Origin of the sequence: Brenneria izadpanahii (assembly GCF_017569925.1) — a bacterium.
Taxonomy (GTDB): domain Bacteria; phylum Pseudomonadota; class Gammaproteobacteria; order Enterobacterales; family Enterobacteriaceae; genus Brenneria; species Brenneria izadpanahii.
Window position 1 is genome coordinate 3,947,774 of record NZ_CP050854.1, and the last position, 18,325, is coordinate 3,966,098.

Here is an 18,325-nt window from a genome sequence, read left to right on the forward strand (position 1 = left end):
TTGTGACAGATTTATGAAAAAAACGCCGGCGCATTTTTCCACGTCACGGAGTGACGACCCGAAAGGCGGCGGGCTCTCCAGCCCATCGCGAAAAAACGTTCCACCTTGCCGCATATTTTCGAACCGCTTTCCAAACTTATGTTTTCGCAACGACAGCGCGCTCACAGGCCGTTTATAATCAGAGACATTGCGATTACACGCCGTTCAGGGAGTTCCATGCGTATTATTCACACCGCCGACTGGCATCTAGGGCAATATTTCTATACCAAGAGCCGCGCGGCCGAACATCAAGCGTTTCTGCACTGGCTCATTGCTCAGGTCGAACAACATCAGGTGGATGCAGTAATAGTAGCAGGCGATATCTTTGATAACGGTTCTCCGCCAAGTTATGCGCGGGAAATGTATTACCGTTTTGTTGTCGATTTACAGCGTAAAGGCTGTCAGTTAGTCATATTAGCGGGCAACCATGATTCCGTCGCCACCCTGAATGAATCACGGGAATTGCTGGCCCGTCTGAACACGCAGGTCGTTGCCAGCACTGACGGCGATATCGAAAAACAGACGCTTGTGCTGAAAAACCGCCAGGGGCAGCCCGGCGCCGTGCTTTGCGCGATCCCCTTTCTACGTCCGCGCGATCTGATCGTCAGCCAGGCCGGGCAATCCGGCGACGAAAAACAACAGGCATTGCAGGACGCCATCACCGAGCATTACCGGCAGTGCTACCAGTTGGCCTGCCAGACGCGCGAAAGATTGGGGCTGCCGTTGCCCATCATCGCCACCGGCCACCTGACGACCATCGGCGTCACCGCCTCCGAGTCGGTGCGCGATATCTACATCGGTACGCTGGATGCCTTCCCGGCCCAGGCGTTTCCGCCGGCGGACTATATTGCCCTCGGACATATTCACCGTCCGCAACGCGTGACGAAAAGCGAACATATTCGTTACAGCGGTTCCCCTATTCCGCTCAGTTTTGATGAACTGGGCAGTGAAAAATCCGTTTGTCTGGTCAGCTTCGAACCAGATACCCCGCCAGCGATAGAGACGCTTGCGATCCCGATGACGCAGCCAATGCGGCTCATCAAAGGCAATCTGGCCGACATTGAGCGCCAACTCTCCGCCTTCAATGATTATCAGGGCGAAAAAACGGTGTGGCTGGATATCGAAATCAGCACCCAGGATTATCTGAACGATATGCAAAAGCGCATTCAGGCGCTGACCGAGGATTTACCCGTTGAAGTGCTGCTGCTACGCCGCGCCCGCGAACAGCACATGCAGGCGATTGTGCGGCAGGAAAAGGAAACGCTGAATGAACTGACGGTACATGACGTTTTTGAACGGCGGCTGGCGGCGGCCGGCGACCTGGAGGAAAATCGTCGGCAGCGCGTGCGCGCGTTGTTCGATCAGGTTATTGAAGAATTGGAACAGGATAAGCGCGCCGAATGAAAATACTCAGTCTGCGGTTAAAAAACCTCAACGCCCTGAAAGGCGAATGGAAAATCGACTTCACGCAGGAACCTTTTTCCAGCAACGGGCTGTTTGCCATCACCGGCCCGACCGGCGCGGGGAAAACCACGCTGCTCGATGCGATTTGCCTGGCGCTATATCACGAAACGCCAAGACTAAAAAGCATCACCGCCAGCCAGAATGAACTGATGACCCGCAACACGGCCGAATGCCTTGCCGAAGTGGAGTTCGAAGTCAAAGGCGTCGGCTATCGCGCCTTCTGGAGCCAGCGCCGGGCCAGAAACTCCCCCGACGGCAATCTGCAAACCCCGAAAGCGGAGCTGGCGCGTATCAATGACGGCAGGATACTGTGTGAAAAATTGACCGAAAAACTGAGCATGACCGCCGAAATAACCGGGCTGGACTTCGGTCGCTTCACCCGCTCGATGATGCTGTCGCAGGGGCAATTCGCCGCGTTTCTGAATGCGGATGCCAATGACCGCGCCGAACTGCTGGAAGAGCTGACCGGCACCGATATTTACGGGCTCATATCCGAACGCGTTTTCGATCGGCACAAACAGGCCAGGATAGCGTTAGAGACGCTGCAGGCGCGCGCGTCAGGAATTGAGTTACTGAATGATGAACAGCGCCAGTCGCTGGAAACGCAGCTGTCATTATTAACGCAGCGGGAGCAAGAGCTGGTTGCCGAGCGAGAGCAAGCACTAACTTATCAGCGTTGGTTTGAACAGCAGGATCGGTATCTGCACTCGCTGACGGCCGGCAAAACGCAGCGCGACGCGGCGCAAACCGCTATCCAGCAGGCGCAGCCCCAACTCGAACGTCTGGCGCAAAACGAACCGGCGGAAAAACTCAGACCCTTCCAGCAAAACAGGGATCGTTACCAACAGGAGTCCGCGGCGCTGTCGCAGCGCATCGCCGGCCTGGCCGAGCAGCAAAAAACGCAGCTATCCGCCGTAGCCGCGCTGCGCCAAGAGGAAGAAAAGGCGCAGCAAACCTGGCGCCGGCACGTTGATTACCGCCAGCAGCAGGAGGTATTGATCCGTGAACGCGTGATACCGCTGGATCACCAGATAGACAGCCTGCTACAGCAGGGTATAAAACTGCGGCAAGAACTGGAACAGGCGCAAAAACGTCAACAGGACGATCGGCTCAAGCTGGCGCAAACAGCGCAACGGCGCCAGCTTGCCCAACAACGGAGCGAGCAACTTCATAGCTATCGCCAGCAGCACCCGCATCACCAACACTGGGGGGAAAACCTTTCCCTGTGGCGGACCCAGTTTCAGCGTCAGCAACAGCTTGAAAGCGAACTGGCGAATTTGCGCCACAAGCAGGAAAGCTACACGCGACAGTCGGAACAGTTACAGCATCAAACGGCTCAGTTAGCCGCGCAACAAACCAAACAGCAGCATGAAGCCGATCGGGTTCAGCAGCAGTTCGCCCTGCATCAGCAAAGTCTGCAAGAACAGGAAGCATGCCAGCCGCTTGCCGCGTTGCATCAGCAACTTAGCCGCTCCATCGCGCAACGTCCCGACCGCCAGCAATTGGCCACGCTCAGCGCCTTATTTCAGCGGCTGGGCGAGGAGCGGCGGCAGTTGGAAACGCATCAGGCTCAGCAACAGGCGCAAATCGGCCGGTTGGAAGAACAACGCAAACAGCAAAGCAAAGAATACGCTCAGCGCCGCCAGCATTTAGCCGACCTGGATAAACATCACCAGTTGGAAATGCGCATCGTTAAGCTGGAGGAAGAGAGGAAGCGGCTACAGCCTGGCGACGAGTGTCCGCTATGCGGCTCAACGCACCATCCGGCAATCGACCGCTATCAGGCATTACAGCCATCGGAAACCGAGCAACGCTTGCAACTGTTACGTCAGGAAGTCAGCGATCTGGAAAGCGCGCTGACGCGCGCCGAAGCGCAGTTGGTTTCACAACAACAACAGACTGAACAACAACGGCTTGAACTCACCCGAATAGATGAAGAGCGCCAGCGTTTGCTGCAACAGTGGCAGGATGTCAGTAAGCGCTTACAAGGGGATTTCGATCCCGAACAATCCGCCGCAATAACCGCATGGCTGGAGCAGAGCGAAACCCAGGAACAGCACATTCAACGGCAAATTTCGCACCGAGAACAGATACAACGGCAATGGCAGGAAAGTAAGGATTCACTGACCAATGCGAATGCCCTGCTGCAACAGACCCTGCAGCAGATAGAACTGAATACCCAGCGGCAGCAGACGCTGAAAAACGTTCGGACCGAACTGGAACAATCGCTGCAACAAACGCAGGAGCAGCAAAGACAACACCGGTTGGCGCTGGAGCAAACGATCACCGGCTTTGGCCTGGGCCTGCCGGAGGCGGCGGAGCAGTCCGCCTGGCTGACGCAACGCGGCGATGAATGGCGAAAATGGAAAGACGCCGAGCAGGAGCAGCAACAGCTATCTAACCAGTTGTCGGCGCTGGAAGCCGATCGCCAGCACCTGACGAAATCCCTTGAAGAGTTTGAACGGCATCTGCTGGCATTACAGCAGCAGCAGGCGGCGCATATAAAAACCCTGGAGGCGGCGCAACAGCAGCGGCGCGAGCTTTTCGGCGACCAACAAACCGCGGACGTCAGCAATCGGCTTCGGCTAAGCGATCAGCAATATGAGCAGGCCAGCCGACAGGCGCAGGAACAGCGCCAGCAGGCGGAATCATCGTTGAGCCGTTTAACCGGCGAATTGACCGGCTTTCAACAGCAGCAAACCCGCGTAAACGCGTTATGCCAGCAGGCGGCGCAAGACTTCATGCAGGCGTTACAGCACAGTATTTTTACCGACGAGGAGGCATTTCAACGCGCATTGCTTGATGAGCAGGAACGCAACGAACTGCGCGACTGGAAAGAAAAACTGTATCAGCAGTTGCAGCAGGCCAGCGCGCTTCATCAGCAGGCCGAGCAGTCGTTGGCCGCGCATCGGCAGCAACGTCCGGCGACATTGGCGGCTGACGCCACCCCGGCGTCGATACAACAGGCGCTGTCCGAATTCGGCGAGATGCTGAAAACCAACCTTCAACAGCAGGGGGAAATCAATCAGCAGCTAGCCACCGATCGCCGCTACCGCCAGAATCAACAGGCACTGCTGGCCGAAATCGCACAAAGCCAACGCCACTATGACGACTGGAGTTGCCTGAATGAACTTATCGGCTCGCAAAAAGGCGATAAATTCCGCAAATTCGCCCAGGGGCTGACGCTCGATCATCTGGCGTATCTGGCTAATCTGCAACTTGCCCGTCTGCATGGGCGCTATCTGCTGCAACGTCAGACCGATGACGAATTGAAGCTCCAGATCGTCGATACCTGGCAGGCCGACGCCGTCAGAGATACCCGCACTCTTTCGGGCGGAGAAAGTTTTCTGGTTAGTCTGGCGCTGGCGCTGGCGCTCTCCGATCTGGTGAGCAACAAGACCAGTATCGATTCGCTGTTTCTGGACGAGGGCTTCGGCACGCTGGACGCCGAAACGCTGGACGCCGCGCTGGATGCCCTGGATAACCTCAACGCATCCGGCAAAACCATTGGCGTAATCAGTCACGTCGAAGCCATGAAGGAACGCATCCCGGTACAGATCAGGGTCGCTAGAATTAATGGGCTCGGCATCAGCCGCTTAGCGCCGGAATTCGCGGTTTAGTTTAGGTTCGGCCGATGAATAATCTTATTTTTATGCAACATAAGCCGGCCGAATTCGCTATTATGCCCGCTGCCTCAATGAACCTGCGCGCAAATTCGCGCGCCCAGTCTGAGATAACACCATGCTGTGGTTTAAAAATTTAATGATTTACCGCTTAAGCCGGGAAAGCGCTTTCTCTGCGGATGAGATGGAAAAACAGTTAAGCACCTTCGCCTTCGCGCCGTGCGGCAGTCAGGACATGATGAAAACGGGTTGGGTATCGCCGATGGGCTCCCACAGCGATGCGCTGACGCATGCCGTTAACGGCCAGATCATCATCTGTGCGCGTAAAGAAGAAAAGATCCTGCCCTCACCGGTCATCAAGCAAACGCTGCAGGCCAAAATCGAGCGGCTGGAAGCGGAACAACACCGCAAACTGAAAAAAACCGAAAAAGACGCGCTGAAAGACGAGGTGCTGCACAGTCTGCTGCCGCGCGCCTTCAGCCGTTTCAGCCAAACCTGGCTATGGCTCGACACCGTTAACGGACTGATCATGGTCGATGCCGCCAGCGCCAAGAAAGCGGAAGATACGCTGGCGCTATTGCGTAAAACGCTGGGGTCGCTTCCGGTTGTGCCGCTGACGATGGAAAACCCGATAGAACTAACGCTGACCGAATGGGTGCGCTCCGGTGAGCCGCCGGCGGGTTTCGCGCTACAGGACGAAGCCGAACTGAAAGCGATTCTGGAAGATGGCGGCGTCATCCGCTGCAAGAAACAGGATCTGGTGTGTGATGAAATCGCCGTCCATATCGAAGCCGGCAAACTGGTCACCAAGCTGGCGCTCGACTGGCAGGAACGGGTACAGCTGGTGTTGTCGGATGACGGTTCGCTGAAACGGATGAAGTTTTCCGAAACTCTGCGTGAACAAAATGATGATATCGATCGGGATGATTTCGCCCAGCGTTTCGATGCCGACTTTATTCTAATGACCAGCGAACTGGCCGCGCTAATCAGCAACCTGATTGAAGCATTGGGCGGAGAAGCGCAACGCTAGCCTAACGGCGCATGTTCCGCGCTGATGAAATAGTGCCCGCCGAAGCTACGCCAACGGCGGGCATGCCGGTTACACCTTGAAGTGTCCGATAGCCGCCGTCAGATCGTCGGCCTGAGACTGCAACGCGGCGGATGCAGCCGCAGACTCCTGAACCAATGCCGCATTCTGTTGCACCATCGAATCCAGTTGCACAACCGCCTGGTTGATTTCATGGATGCCGCGCATCTGCTCATCCGCCGCATGGGCGATCTCGGACATCACCGTCGTTACCGTCGATACTCCGCCGACGATGCCGTTCATGGTATTACTGGCCTGACGCACCTGAGCCGAGCCGGATGATACGCTGACCACGGTCGATTCAATCAACGCTTTAATCTCTTTCGCCGCCTGTGCGCTGCGCTGCGCCAGATTACGGACCTCGCCGGCGACCACCGCGAAGCCGCGCCCCTGTTCGCCGGCCCGCGCCGCCTCCACCGCGGCATTCAGCGCCAGAATATTGGTCTGGAATGCAATGCCGTCAATCACGCCGATGATATCGCCGATTTTGCCGGACGCGGTCACGATATCCTCCATCGTCACAATCACATCAGACACCACTTTCCCGCCGATCTCCGCTTCTTTCGCCAGCGCCAGCGACCTTTCATTAACCTGCCGGGCGGAACCGGCGGACTGTGTGACCGTTGCGGAAATTTGCTCTAACGCCGCCGCCGTTTGCTGAATGCTGGAAGCCGCAGATTCCGTGCGCGACGACAGGTCGTTATTTCCGGCTGATATTTCATCTGCGGCGGCCTGCAGCGACGCACTGATATCGCGGATCTGAATCATCACCAGACTGAGCTTATCGATAAAGGTATTAAACGAGCGCGCTATCTGCGCCACCTCGTCATGACCCTCATCAGGCAGGCGCTGCGTCAGATCGTTGTTGCCATGACTGATATCGTCCATCGCATCGCGGATCAGCAGCAAACGTTTCAGCGTAGAAGTGATAATGACGCCAACGACCAGCGAACCCAGCAACGCAATAATCAGCAGCGTACTGACCGAGGTGACCAGTAAAGAGCGCATCCCCGCCGTCGCTTCCGCCTTGTCCAGCGCCACCAGCATATGCCAGTTGGTGCCGCGAATCGGCTGAGCAAGAACCAGCTTGGTTACGCCGCCGAAATCGACAGCGAGCGGATGCGTTGCCGTCATCAACGCATTCAGGTCGATGCCCGGCGCAATCTCGGCGATATTCTTCAAAGTGAGGCTTTCATCAGGATGCGCGATAATCGTCCCATCCTGAGCGATCAGCACGCCAAAGCTGGAAGGCGTTGGGTTGATCGACTTGACGTTTTCAATCACGCTGCCCATCGTTAAATCGCTGCCCAACACGCCTTTGACCGTATTTCCCTCCACGACCGGAACGGCGAAAGACACAATCAGCGTTTTGGTCGACACATCGACATAAGGCGCGGTGGCCACCGGCTTCCCTTCCCTTACGGCTTGCTGATACCAGGGCCGAATGGTGGGATCGTAGTCGGCGGGAATGCCGTTGGAGTCGGAAAATTTCGCCGTTTTATTTTCGTAGCCCATGTAAACGTTCAGAAAACCGCCGGCCGCGGCGATCTGCTGAAACATCGGCACCGGATCATCCTCCACCAGCGCCCGTTCCTGGAGCGACGTCATCATCAACGTCTTAGACGCGACCCAATCGCCGATCGCCATACTATGACTGGCGGCGACGGACTGTAGCATATTGTCGATGGATTCCTCATTGGCACGATTTACAATGGTGTAATTGAGGAAAGTATTAATGGTGAGCGAGAGTACGACGATCATCGTACAAGCCGCCAAAATTCGGGCTCGTGTCGTTTTTAGCATAGGACGTTCTTCACATAGAAAGCTGATAAAGATCTTAACGGCACAACCGAATAAAACTTGAAATAGCCTAAATAACAGCAGATTGATTTATAAAGGAAATTAACGAGAAAGGCGAAATACGTTATCGCGTATTCAGACCACGGAAGAGTCATTAAATACGTTCAGGAATAAAACCTTAGTTTAATTTACTAAAAAAATTAATATTTTCAGCTAATAAAAACTATTTTTTGCATAAGAGATGATTAGCGCTAAAAAAAACGGCTATCGCTGCATTTTTACTCAACAAGTTCGCGCCTCCCGGCGTGTGGCATAACAATTAATTATTACCGATAGTTTTTAGTTTAATGATTTATATAGATAATAAAAAGTAATATATAAAAAAGCCGCTTTGCACTAATTACGAAAAGCAGCCCCATATTAATCAGACTTAGGCGACTACAGATACTTACACAAGTAAGAAGACGTTTCCGCCACCTCTAAATTGAATTCGCTTTGTCCAGGAACAGAGAACGAATCGCCGGGCATAAATACCTGCCAATCAGTCTCTCCTGGCAATAATACCTTCAGCGCGCCGCTAACCACCGTCATTTCTTCAGGCTGTCCCGTTCCAAACGTGTATTCCCCAGCCTCCATGACCCCGACACTGGCGCGGCCAATGCTGTCGCTTTCAAAGCCAATAGACTTCACTTTCCCGGCAAAATACTCATTCACATTCAGCATAGCTGCGGCACCTATCATCGAAAAAAATCAAGAAAATTCATCATAAAAGGAGAATAGCGCCGCTGTCATCAACTATTCGATGAAAAATATTTCGTCAGCGCAATAAGAGGCTAGGCCGCCGATAAGCGCAGAATCCGCATAACATGGGCGACGATGGCGATCGGCTCCTGCGTCGCATCAATAATATGATGAGCCACGCCGCGGTAAAACGCCTCGCGCGACGCCAGTACGTCGGCCATCTCTTCCGCGATAGGACGACCGGTCAGCGTTGGGCGCTGATGCGCCTGCGGGCTGTGTTCCAAACGCCGGGCCAGCAGTTCAGCAGGCGCGCGGAGATAAATAACCGTCCCTTTGTCATGCATAAACCGCCGGTTTGATTCCGACAGCACCATGCCGCCTCCGGTGGCAATCACGCGACGACGTTTCGTCACATCCAGCAATGCCTGGCTCTCCCGCCGGCGGAAACCGTGCCATCCCTCTAGCTCGACCACCTCGGCAACCGTCATATTGCTGTTTTGCTGCATAAAAAGATCGGTATCGACAAAGTCATACCCTAACGCCTGCGCCAGCTCTCTTCCTATCGTGGTTTTACCACAACCTCTGGCGCCAACCATAAAAATGGGTTGTGTCATCTAATGATATATCCTTAATTTTCTCCAGGCTTGCACTGAACACCATAATTCCGCCATCGGGTAGCCCATTATACCCAATGGATTTCAGGATGAAGGCATAGTCGAATGGCTGAATCATACCGATAAAACCCAACAATATGAAAGCCGCGATTAAAGCAGAAAGCCCCGCAATAAATAACGGGGCCATCATTTTTTTATTCGCTACTGATTTTTTATGACGGACGTCCTGCCCGTGCCCCTTCGGGCCGCCGCAAGCGGCGTTGAAAATCGCTCCCGGCGATTTTTATCTGAAGCGAATATCAGTACGTATGGAAATACTCTTGAATCACCGCCGGATTGGTGGTTTTCGTCAGCGCCAGCATCAGCAGAATGCGTGCTTTAGCCGGATTCAGCGAATCGGAAACCAATCCTGGCTGAGAAGCATCCGGCGGCACGATGCCGCTGCCGGTACGGCTGGCGCGAACCACCACGATGCCTTTGCTTTCTGCTTTACGAATTCCGGCATCGCTGCGTTTGGATACGCTGCCGGCGCCCATACCGGCATAAACGATACCCTTCACGCCATGAGCGATGGCCGCGTCATACATATATTCCGGATCGTCCTGATAGCCATAAATAATATCGACTGCCGGCAGTTTTTCCAGTTTGGAGATATCGAATACGGAACGCGTGGTATGAATTTTATCCAAACGGTTCTGGAAATAGACTTTGCCGCCGATAATCACGCCCAGGTAGCCCTCTTCCGGCGCTTTGAAGGTATCCAGCGTGGAAGCATTGGTTTTAGTGATGAAACGGGCGGAACCGATACGGTCATTCAGCACCACCATCACGCCCCGGCCGCGCGCATTTTTATCCGCCGCCACTTTAACCGCGTCGTATAGGTTCATTGGACCGTCGGCGCTGATCGATGTCGCCGGACGCATTGCCGCCGCGAAAACAACCGGCTTGTCGCTTTTCACCGTCAGGTTCAGGAAATAAGGGGATTCATCAAGCGTATCCGTACCGTGCGTGATGACGACGCCGTCCACATCGCTGCGGGCCAGCAGCTCATTGACCCTTTTGCTCAACTTCAGCAAAACGTCGCTGGTCATATTCTCGCTGCCGATATTGGCGATCTGCTCGCCGGAAATATTCGCTAGCGTTTTCAACTCCGGCACGGCCTGAATCAGCGTATCCACGCCTAATGCGCCGGCCTTATAACCCGTGGTTTGCGTGTTGGCCGCCGCGGAGCCCGCGATTGTTCCGCCGGTAGCCAGAATAACCACGTTAGGCAGGTTTTCAGCCGCACTCGCCACGGCGGAAAAACAAACAAAAATGACTAAAAACAGAGAATTAAATATCCTTTTCATACCTGTACCAACCCAATATATTTAAATACGAAGACTTTCTGAAATCGTGTTATCGCATCAGAATGCCGCCAGTGAGCGATATACCCAATAAAATAAACTTCAAGACGCAGGGTATCGATATCCTGTCTGCCAGCAGGCTAGCTGACATCGGCGTTTATGATGCCCCAGCGCCGCTGATCTGTATAGCGTTTGCTGCAAAATCATTGGCATAGTTCATTATGCTCATAGTTCAAGCTAATGGGCGTAATGATCCCTGCTGATGGAGTATCAAGAAAACGATGCCCCGCGCAGGGGCTGGGAAGTCTAGTTACGGAAAGGGGGGTTGATCTCCTTTGTCGGTAATCCAGGCAGCCTCATCCATGAGGCTCCATTCACTTTATCCCTGCTTCAGTTCAGGAAAAAGTATGCGTTTCAGCGCCAGCTCGATGCCGCGCACTTCCGCCAATCCTTTCAGACGGCCAATCGCCGAATAACCGGGGTTGGTTTTCTTTTTCAGATCGTCCAGCATTTGATGGCCGTGATCCGGACGCATCGGGATCGGACGCAGATCGCCGGATTTCTGGCGACGCAGTTCTTCCGTCAGGATCGCCTTCACGACGGCAACCATATCTACATCGCCATACAGGTGAGCGCCTTCATGGAAACTTTTCGGATTCTGCTCGCGGCACGTCGCCCGCAGATGGGTAAAATGAATGCGATCGCCGAAGGTTTCGATCATCTTGACCAGATCGTTATCCGCCCGCACGCCGTAAGAGCCGGTGCACATGGTGAAACCGTTATTGATGCTATCCACGGTCTGTTTCAGCCAGTGCATATCATCAATGGTTGAAACGACGCGCGGCAGGCCGAGGATCGGACGCGGCGGATCGTCCGGGTGGATAGCCAAACGGATCCCAACCTCTTCCGCAACCGGCACAATCTGCTGTAAAAAATATCCCAGATGAGATCGAAGCTTAGCATGATCGATGCCGTCATATTCCGCCAGGCGCGCGCGGAACTGATCCAGCGTATAACCCTCTTCCGCGCCCGGCAGTCCGGCGATGATATTGCCCGTCAGACGTGCGATATCTTCCTCGCTCATCGCCTTGAAGTATTCAGCGGCCTGCGCCTGCTCTTGCTCCGTGTAATCCCGATCCGCGCCGGCGCGTTTCAGAATATGCAGTTCAAAGGCCGCGAAGGCTATCTGATCGAAACGCAGCGCTTTGGCGCCGTTCGGCAGTTGATACTCCAGATCGGTTCTGGTCCAATCCAGCACCGGCATAAAGTTATAGCAAACGGTATCAATACCGCACTGCGCCAGATTGCGCAGCGACTGCTGATAGTTCGCGATATGCTGTTGATAATCGCCGGTTTGCGTTTTGATCTCTTCGTGTACCGGCACGCTTTCCACCACCGACCACACCAGCCCTTTGGCTTTTAATTCAGCCTTGCGCTTTTCAATTTCTTCAACCGACCAGACTACCCCATTGGGGATGTGATGCAGCGCCGTCACCACGCCTGTGGCCCCGGCTTGCCGGATATCATCAAGTGATACCGGATCTTTCGGGCCGAACCAACGCCAGGTTTGTTCCATACAGAGTTACCTTCTCGCTAAAGTCACTGTTTATATCAGACCAGATTTATGTCAGACCAATTACGACAAAAATATAACCAAAGCCTACATCAACAGGTTTTAGTGTCAAATAAAAAGCCGAATTGGTTGATCGATTACACAAAAATAACCTGTTTTGGACAAACAAATTTCATTTTAGGCCGTTAAGGCTTACATTATTGCTAGCGGCACAGCACCATAATGTCTGTTTTTTGTCCAAATATGCATTTTGGTCTGACATATTTCGGTTTCCCGTCTATAAAAACGCTTTATGGCAAGGGAAAGAACTCAGAGAATCCGTATGAAAACGACTATCGCTGGAAAAAATACATTGAATAATGAATCACTGGCCGATGATCAGAACAACATCGCCAATACCCCTTTACCCGATGAAGTTCAACAACCGCATTACGATCGCAAGACGTTGAAAAGCCGCATCGTACATATTGGATTCGGCGCGTTCCACCGCGCCCACCAGGCGCTGTTGACCGACCGCGTGCTCAATCGGCAAGGGGGCGATTGGGGAATTTGCGAAGTCAGCCTATTCGGCAACGAGAACCTGTTTAAAAGCCTTCGCCAACAGGCCCACCGCTATAGCGTGCTGGAAAAAGGCGCCAACGACAATCAGGCCATCATTATCGGCTCGGTCAATGAATCGCTGCATGCCCGTCTGGAAGGCATCACCGCCATAATAGAGAAACTGGCCGAACCGCAGGTCGCCATCGTTTCGATAACCATTACAGAAAAGGGCTACTGCATTGATCGAAGTACAGGCAAGCTGGATCGCGAAAACGCGCTAATCAAGATGGATCTGGAAATGCCGGATGCGCCGGCTTCCGCGCCGGGCGTGCTGGTGGAAGCGCTGCGCGTGCGCCGGGAACGCGGCCTCGCCCCTTTCACCGTGCTTTCCTGCGACAACATGCCGGAAAACGGGGATGTGGTGAAAAGCGCCGTGCTGGAGCTGGCGGCCCTCAGAGACCAGGAATTGGCGCAGTGGATTGAAACCCACAGCGCGTTCCCGAACACCATGGTCGACCGCATCGTGCCGGCGGCGACGCCGGAAACCTTGCAGCAAATTGCCGATACGCTGGGCGTCTACGATCCCTGCGGCATTGCCTGCGAGCCCTTTATTCAGTGGGTGGTGGAAGACAAATTCGTCGCAGGCCGCCCCGACTGGGATATCGCCGGCGTACAGTTGGTCGACGATGTGCTGCCGTTTGAGGAAATGAAACTGCGTATGCTGAACGGCAGCCACTCTTTCCTCGCCTATCTTGGCTACCTGGCAGGCTATCAACACATTAATGACTGCATGACGGACGAACATTACCGCCGTGCGGCCCACCATCTGATGCTCAAAGAACAAGCGCCGACGCTGCGGGTTACCGGCGTCGATCTGGCGGACTACGCCGGCCAGTTGATTACCCGCTATGAAAACCCGTCGCTGAAACACCGCACCTGGCAAATTGCGATGGACGGCACGCAAAAATTGCCGCAGCGTATGTTGGACTCCATTCGCTGGCATATCAGCCACGGCGGCGATTATCGTTGCCTGCTGCTGGGCGTCGCAGGCTGGATGCGTTACGTCGGCGGCGTAGACGATGCCGGACAGGCGATTGACGTTCGCGACCCGATGGCCGAACAGCTTCAGCAAATCGTCGGCGCCACCGCGGACGGCGAACCCCGCGTGCGGGCGCTATTGGCCCTAACGGCGGTGTTCGGCGAGGAATTGCCGCAAAACGAAGCGTTTGTTGACCAACTGATTAAGGCTTACGCGTCACTTCAACAGCACGGCGCAAAAGCCGCCGTCGCCGCGTTGTTGTAATTAATAATTAAACGGCTAAGCCCGACTCGCGCGTTCGGGCTTATGCATAATGGAGTCCGGGCGGGAAAGCCCGTCAGTACTCCAGACGAGAAGGTACGGACTCGAACAGATAGCCGTCAAAGGCCGGATCGTCCATGTTTGAGATTTCCAGCAGCTTATTTTTCACGTTTTCCAAATGCAGCCACATTTCCTGACGCGCCATTTTTGAATCTCGCCGCGACACCGCCCGCAGGATTTTCTGGTGGTCGTCCAGCCACTGCCGTTGATAGCTGAAATCATCGGTATGAGAATGAATCCCCTGCCACATCGGGCTTCGTTTACGGGCCTGCCACACTTCATACACCATATTGGCCAGCACGCTGTTTTGGGTGGACTGCGCCAGCAGGCAATGAAACTGCTCGTCCGCGCTCTCATCCACGCTGCCGTTTTCCAGAGAGAGCGTCTCCTGTTCAATGGCCTGACGCATTTTAATAATATCGCTCTTGGTAGCCTGCATCGCCGCAAACGCCGCCACTTCGCTTTCCAGCAGCTGACGCGCCTGCAACAGCTCAAACGGGCCATAACCGCTGTCCGCGGCGTCGTCCTTTTCCGGCCCGTCGGGGATCTGGATCACATAGACGCCTGAGCCTTTACGCACTTCGATCAGCTTTTCCAGCTCAAGCATAATCAGCGCCTCGCGCACTACGCTGCGGCTGACGCCATAGGCATCGGCGATATCGCGCTCAGGAGAAAGACGATCGCCAATCTGATATTTTCCATTCAGAATTTCTGCGCGGATGTTACCGCCTATTTGCTGATATAACCTCATATCACCTCGTTCCTTCATCCATTCCGCCGCCACAGCCCACAATTGGCAGGACCAATAACGCGATAAGTCACCCAATTTGTCCGAAGTATAACACGAAGACCGGAAACCTTTTCTATTGGAAGAACCTATATAACCCCAAAAACGTTGCTATTACCGGGGGACGGATCCCGGAATATTGCGGCGCGGCCGGGTGCGCGGGCTTAAATTGAAGGTAACTTGCTGCGGAATATGGTTTATATACTATATCCACCAGATTTCGAGATGCAGGACAAGCCAATGGGAAAGCGCGTCTTTTGGCCAGCCGTTCCGGCGATGATTGCGAAAAGCCTATCCTGCGCGATTGTCGCCGTCTGCCTGCTTTTCATTTCAGGCTGCGGCGGCAAACAGCGCGACGTTACGCCGCTTGGACAAACCACGTTCGCTCAATATCAGCGCGACGCCACGCAATGGGTAGAGCGGCATCGCGCTTTCCAGAGCGCCGATAGAGGCGTCGAACTGGCCTGGAATACGCCGCGGGAAATGCGTCCGTCCGGTAAGCCGACCAAGGGAATGTTACTGGTTCACGGCCTGGGCGACTCTCCCGGTTCATTTAACGATATTATGCCGCGTCTGGCGGAACAGGGCTTTCTGGTCCGAACCGTGCTGCTGCCGGGACACGGCACCCGCCCTGCGGACATGCTGCATATCACCGTCGATGACTGGCGCAGAGTCGTCAATGAACAGGCGGCGATTCTTCGCCATGACGTAAGCGAGGTTTATCTGGGCGGTTTTTCCACCGGCGGCAATCTGGTTTTGGAATATGCGCTTAACCACCCGGAAATCAAAGGATTGTTGCTATTTTCACCCGCGATAAAATCCAACGAGCGGTACGATTTTCTGACGCCGCTGCTTGCCGTTTTTACCGACTGGATACTGAAACCCCGCCCCGGATATCCTGAACAGCTGGCGACGCGTTACATGGTGGTGCCGACCAACGGTTTCGCCCAGTTTTACCATTCCAGTAGCGCGGTGCGGGCGCGGCTGGCCCGAACGACTTACGATAAGCCCGTCTTAATAGCGCTTGCCGAGCATGACTCGGTGCTGGATACGCCCTATATGCTCGAACTCTTCGAGCGGAAATTCACCAACCCACGCAGCAGGCTGATTTGGTACGGCAGCCAACCGGCGGAACCGCACTCCTCGCGCGTGCTGGTTCGCAGCGACTACTTGCCCGAACGGCGGATAAGTCAGTTCTCCCATATGTCGATGCTGTTTGCGCCGGACAATAAAGAGTACGGCGAGACGGGCGCCATCATTATTTGCGCTAACGGACAAACCCACGTCAGTCAGCCTCAATGCCGGGATAGAAGCAAACTGTGGTATTCCGACTGGGGCCATCAGGAAGCGGGCAAAACGCATGTTCGCTTAACGTTCAACCCCTATTTCAATTGGCAAACCCAGGTGATGAATGAAGTCCTGAAAAACGAATGACTTATCGGTCAAATTCCCCTGGCGAGAGGGCGTATTGTCATTATTCGTTCATAAACATCGGCTATTTTAGCCTCAAGGACGATCAGCTTGTAAAAAAGGGCCATGACTTCTCTCTCTGTTCCACGCGATAAGCAATATCACTGGGGGCCGACCAAGGCGCTGGATCTCTGCATCCCGGCCCCAAGCGTCTCCCCTGACACAGATAACTCCACCGTGTTACAGCTTTTCAGTAAAAACAAAGAGCTGGTCAGTTTGCCGGTCGTCGAAAACGGCCGCCCTTTCGGGTTAATCAGCCGCCACATATTCATGTCCCAAATGTCCCGCCCTTTTTATCATGAGCTGTACGATAAAAAGAGCTGCATCGCCTTTATGGATAAAAATCCATTGATTATTGATGCTGCGTCCCCGTTGAGCGATGTGGCGGATCAAACGGTCATCACCGGGGATAAATCGCTGACGGACGGCTACATTATTACGGAAGACGAGCGGTATATCGGTATCGGGCTCGGCATCGATCTGATCAAAGCGGTTTCCGACATGCACTCGCAACAGCATCAGCAGATCATGCAGAGCATCGAATACGCCAGAGTGCTCCAGGAGGCCATGCTGACCACGTCGCGCCAGTCGATGTCCGGTTCGCTGACGGACTGGTGCATGGTATGGGAGCCGCGGGACTGCGTCGGCGGCGATTGTTATTACTTCAAAGCATATAAAAACGGCTGGCTCGCCGTTGTCGCTGACTGCACCGGTCATGGCGTTCCCGGCGCATTTATGACCCTGATTTTCGCCTCCGCACTGGAACAGGCGCTGACGCAACATGGGCCGGAAATGCCCGATCTATTGCTGCAGGCCATCAACCGTCATATCAAGAATACCCTCGGTCAGGGCAATGGCGGGCGGCAACATCCCTCATCTAACGACGGTTGCGACGCCATTCTGATCTTTTGCGATACCACAAAAAATACGATCGTTTGGGCCAGCGCCCACATGTCCGCCTTTCTGGTCAAGCAACAAGCGTCGCAGGTGGAGATCCTCGCCGCTGACCGCATGGGAGTCGGTTATACCGACACGCCCTACGATTACTGCTGGCCCTGCCATCAGTTAACGCTCGACAACAACGATCTCTTTTTCACCACCACCGACGGGCTGACCGATCAAATCGGTGGCGAGCGGAAAACGATGTTCGGCAAACGCCGGCTACAAGAGCTGCTTCTGCGTTACCAGGATCAGCCGATGCAGGCTTTCGCCAGTCATTTACTACAAAAACATATGGATTATCAAGGCGATCAGGTAAGAAGGGACGACCTGACTTTTTGGGGTTTCCGACATTGTTCGACATTGACTTAATCAGGTGAAACGGGATTATGCCAGATACTAAATACACCGAACTTTTCGACTCTACGAATCAACGGGATATCACGTTGTATTACGTCGGATATTTTTCGCAGAACATCATCAGTTCTCTGGCTGAAACGGTGCGGTTACAACTTGAAAAAAAACAGGTTCCCACCGGAATACGCCGGAAGCTATTTTCCGCTTTCGTCGAAATGGTGCAGAACATCACCCGCTATTCGGCGGCCCATTTGACCGAGATCGACCAGCTCAATGAGATACGTCACGGGTCCGTGTGCGTCGGTCTTGAAAACGGGAAATATTTTTTACTTTGCGCAAACCAGGTCCATCCTGACGACATCGAAAAGTTGCGGATCCGGCTTGAGCCTTTGCGCTATATGACGCTTGATGAAATCAAGCTCGCCTATAAAGCCTCCCTGCGCGATGAAACGCCGCCCTGGAGCAAGGGGGCGGATATGGGATTACTGACCGTCGCACGTGATGCCAGCGAGCCGCTGCAGTTCACCTTTCGAGCGGACGCATCAACGGGACTGTCTATGTTTTATCTGAAGGCGATCATCTGAA

General features: G+C 54.2%; 13 protein-coding genes. 7 read left to right on the top strand and 6 right to left on the bottom strand.

Annotated elements, in window-relative coordinates; genetic code table 11:
* Window positions 1-216: 216 nt before the first annotated feature.
* From sbcD to rdgC, 3 genes are all read left to right on the top strand, one after another.
* Window positions 217-1,443 carry an exonuclease subunit SbcD gene (sbcD, locus tag HC231_RS17640; RefSeq protein ID WP_208228033.1) on the top strand — a complete coding sequence of 409 codons (1,227 nt, stop codon included), beginning with the start codon at window positions 217-219 and terminating at the stop codon, window positions 1,441-1,443.
* Entirely contained in the window at window positions 1,440-5,123 is a 3,684-nt protein-coding gene (locus HC231_RS17645) for an AAA family ATPase (protein ID WP_208228034.1), read from the top strand. The genes sbcD and HC231_RS17645 overlap by 4 nt, the downstream gene beginning before the upstream one ends.
* 121 nt (window positions 5,124-5,244) lie before the next feature.
* Window positions 5,245-6,156, top strand: a complete 912-nt coding sequence (rdgC, locus tag HC231_RS17650) for a recombination-associated protein RdgC (protein ID WP_208228035.1) — start codon at window positions 5,245-5,247, stop codon at window positions 6,154-6,156.
* A 69-nt stretch (window positions 6,157-6,225) separates the two neighbouring features.
* Here the strand turns inward: rdgC and HC231_RS17655 are convergent, their stop codons facing one another.
* The 5 genes from HC231_RS17655 to uxuA all read right to left on the bottom strand — a co-directional run bounded on the left by HC231_RS17655 (window position 6,226) and on the right by uxuA (window position 12,290).
* A complete protein-coding gene (locus tag HC231_RS17655) occupies window positions 6,226-8,016 on the bottom strand; it encodes a methyl-accepting chemotaxis protein (protein ID WP_208228036.1) in 1,791 nt (596 codons plus the stop codon).
* 435 nt (window positions 8,017-8,451) lie between these two features.
* Window positions 8,452-8,736 (bottom strand): pyrimidine/purine nucleoside phosphorylase, encoded by a 285-nt coding sequence (ppnP, locus tag HC231_RS17660; RefSeq protein WP_208228037.1) that lies wholly within the window; start codon window positions 8,734-8,736, stop codon window positions 8,452-8,454.
* A gap of 110 nt (window positions 8,737-8,846) precedes the next feature.
* Window positions 8,847-9,368 (bottom strand): shikimate kinase AroL, encoded by a 522-nt coding sequence (aroL, locus tag HC231_RS17665; RefSeq protein ID WP_208228038.1) that lies wholly within the window; start codon window positions 9,366-9,368, stop codon window positions 8,847-8,849.
* A 299-nt stretch (window positions 9,369-9,667) separates the two neighbouring features.
* Window positions 9,668-10,717 carry a type II asparaginase gene (locus tag HC231_RS17670; RefSeq protein WP_208228039.1) on the bottom strand — a complete coding sequence of 350 codons (1,050 nt, stop codon included), beginning with the start codon at window positions 10,715-10,717 and terminating at the stop codon, window positions 9,668-9,670.
* 376 nt (window positions 10,718-11,093) lie between these two features.
* A complete protein-coding gene (gene uxuA / locus HC231_RS17675; protein ID WP_208228040.1) occupies window positions 11,094-12,290 on the bottom strand; it encodes a mannonate dehydratase in 1,197 nt (398 codons plus the stop codon).
* Between the two features lie 319 nt (window positions 12,291-12,609).
* Here uxuA and HC231_RS17680 point away from each other — a divergent pair, with 319 nt between their 5' ends.
* Window positions 12,610-14,130, top strand: a complete 1,521-nt coding sequence (locus HC231_RS17680) for a mannitol dehydrogenase family protein (protein WP_208228041.1) — start codon at window positions 12,610-12,612, stop codon at window positions 14,128-14,130.
* Between the two features lie 73 nt (window positions 14,131-14,203).
* On the opposite strand, the gene HC231_RS17685 is transcribed toward HC231_RS17680, so the two are convergent.
* Window positions 14,204-14,938 (bottom strand): FCD domain-containing protein, encoded by a 735-nt coding sequence (locus tag HC231_RS17685; protein WP_208228042.1) that lies wholly within the window; start codon window positions 14,936-14,938, stop codon window positions 14,204-14,206.
* 276 nt (window positions 14,939-15,214) lie between these two features.
* On the opposite strand from HC231_RS17685, the gene HC231_RS17690 reads away from it, so the two are divergent.
* The 3 genes from HC231_RS17690 (at window position 15,215) to HC231_RS17700 (ending at window position 18,324) form a co-directional block, all read left to right on the top strand.
* On the top strand, window positions 15,215-16,408 hold the full coding sequence (locus tag HC231_RS17690; protein WP_425490404.1) for an alpha/beta hydrolase: 1,194 nt from the start codon (window positions 15,215-15,217) through the stop codon (window positions 16,406-16,408).
* A 102-nt stretch (window positions 16,409-16,510) separates the two neighbouring features.
* Window positions 16,511-17,755, top strand: a complete 1,245-nt coding sequence (locus tag HC231_RS17695; protein WP_208228043.1) for a SpoIIE family protein phosphatase — start codon at window positions 16,511-16,513, stop codon at window positions 17,753-17,755.
* Between the two features lie 14 nt (window positions 17,756-17,769).
* The gene (locus tag HC231_RS17700; protein ID WP_208231392.1) at window positions 17,770-18,324 is read left to right on the top strand and encodes a SiaB family protein kinase; all 555 of its coding nucleotides are present in this window, start codon (window positions 17,770-17,772) and stop codon (window positions 18,322-18,324) included.
* Window position 18,325: the final 1 nt, after the last annotated feature.

Excerpts from the sequence above, each read along its gene's own strand:
- HC231_RS17655 (WP_208228036.1), bottom strand. The coding sequence starts at position 8,016 with ATGCTAAAAACGACACGAGCCCGAATTTTGGCGGCTTGTACGATGATC.
- rdgC (WP_208228035.1), top strand. The coding sequence starts at position 5,245 with ATGCTGTGGTTTAAAAATTTAATGATTTACCGCTTAAGCCGGGAAAGC.
- HC231_RS17690 (WP_425490404.1), top strand. The coding sequence starts at position 15,215 with ATGGGAAAGCGCGTCTTTTGGCCAGCCGTTCCGGCGATGATTGCGAAA.
- HC231_RS17670 (WP_208228039.1), bottom strand. The coding sequence starts at position 10,717 with ATGAAAAGGATATTTAATTCTCTGTTTTTAGTCATTTTTGTTTGTTTT.
- aroL (WP_208228038.1), bottom strand. The coding sequence starts at position 9,368 with ATGACACAACCCATTTTTATGGTTGGCGCCAGAGGTTGTGGTAAAACC.
- HC231_RS17680 (WP_208228041.1), top strand. The coding sequence starts at position 12,610 with ATGAAAACGACTATCGCTGGAAAAAATACATTGAATAATGAATCACTG.
- HC231_RS17695 (WP_208228043.1), top strand. The coding sequence starts at position 16,511 with ATGACTTCTCTCTCTGTTCCACGCGATAAGCAATATCACTGGGGGCCG.
- HC231_RS17645 (WP_208228034.1), top strand. The coding sequence starts at position 1,440 with ATGAAAATACTCAGTCTGCGGTTAAAAAACCTCAACGCCCTGAAAGGC.
- ppnP (WP_208228037.1), bottom strand. The coding sequence starts at position 8,736 with ATGCTGAATGTGAATGAGTATTTTGCCGGGAAAGTGAAGTCTATTGGC.
- sbcD (WP_208228033.1), top strand. The coding sequence starts at position 217 with ATGCGTATTATTCACACCGCCGACTGGCATCTAGGGCAATATTTCTAT.
- uxuA (WP_208228040.1), bottom strand. The coding sequence starts at position 12,290 with ATGGAACAAACCTGGCGTTGGTTCGGCCCGAAAGATCCGGTATCACTT.
- HC231_RS17685 (WP_208228042.1), bottom strand. The coding sequence starts at position 14,938 with ATGAGGTTATATCAGCAAATAGGCGGTAACATCCGCGCAGAAATTCTG.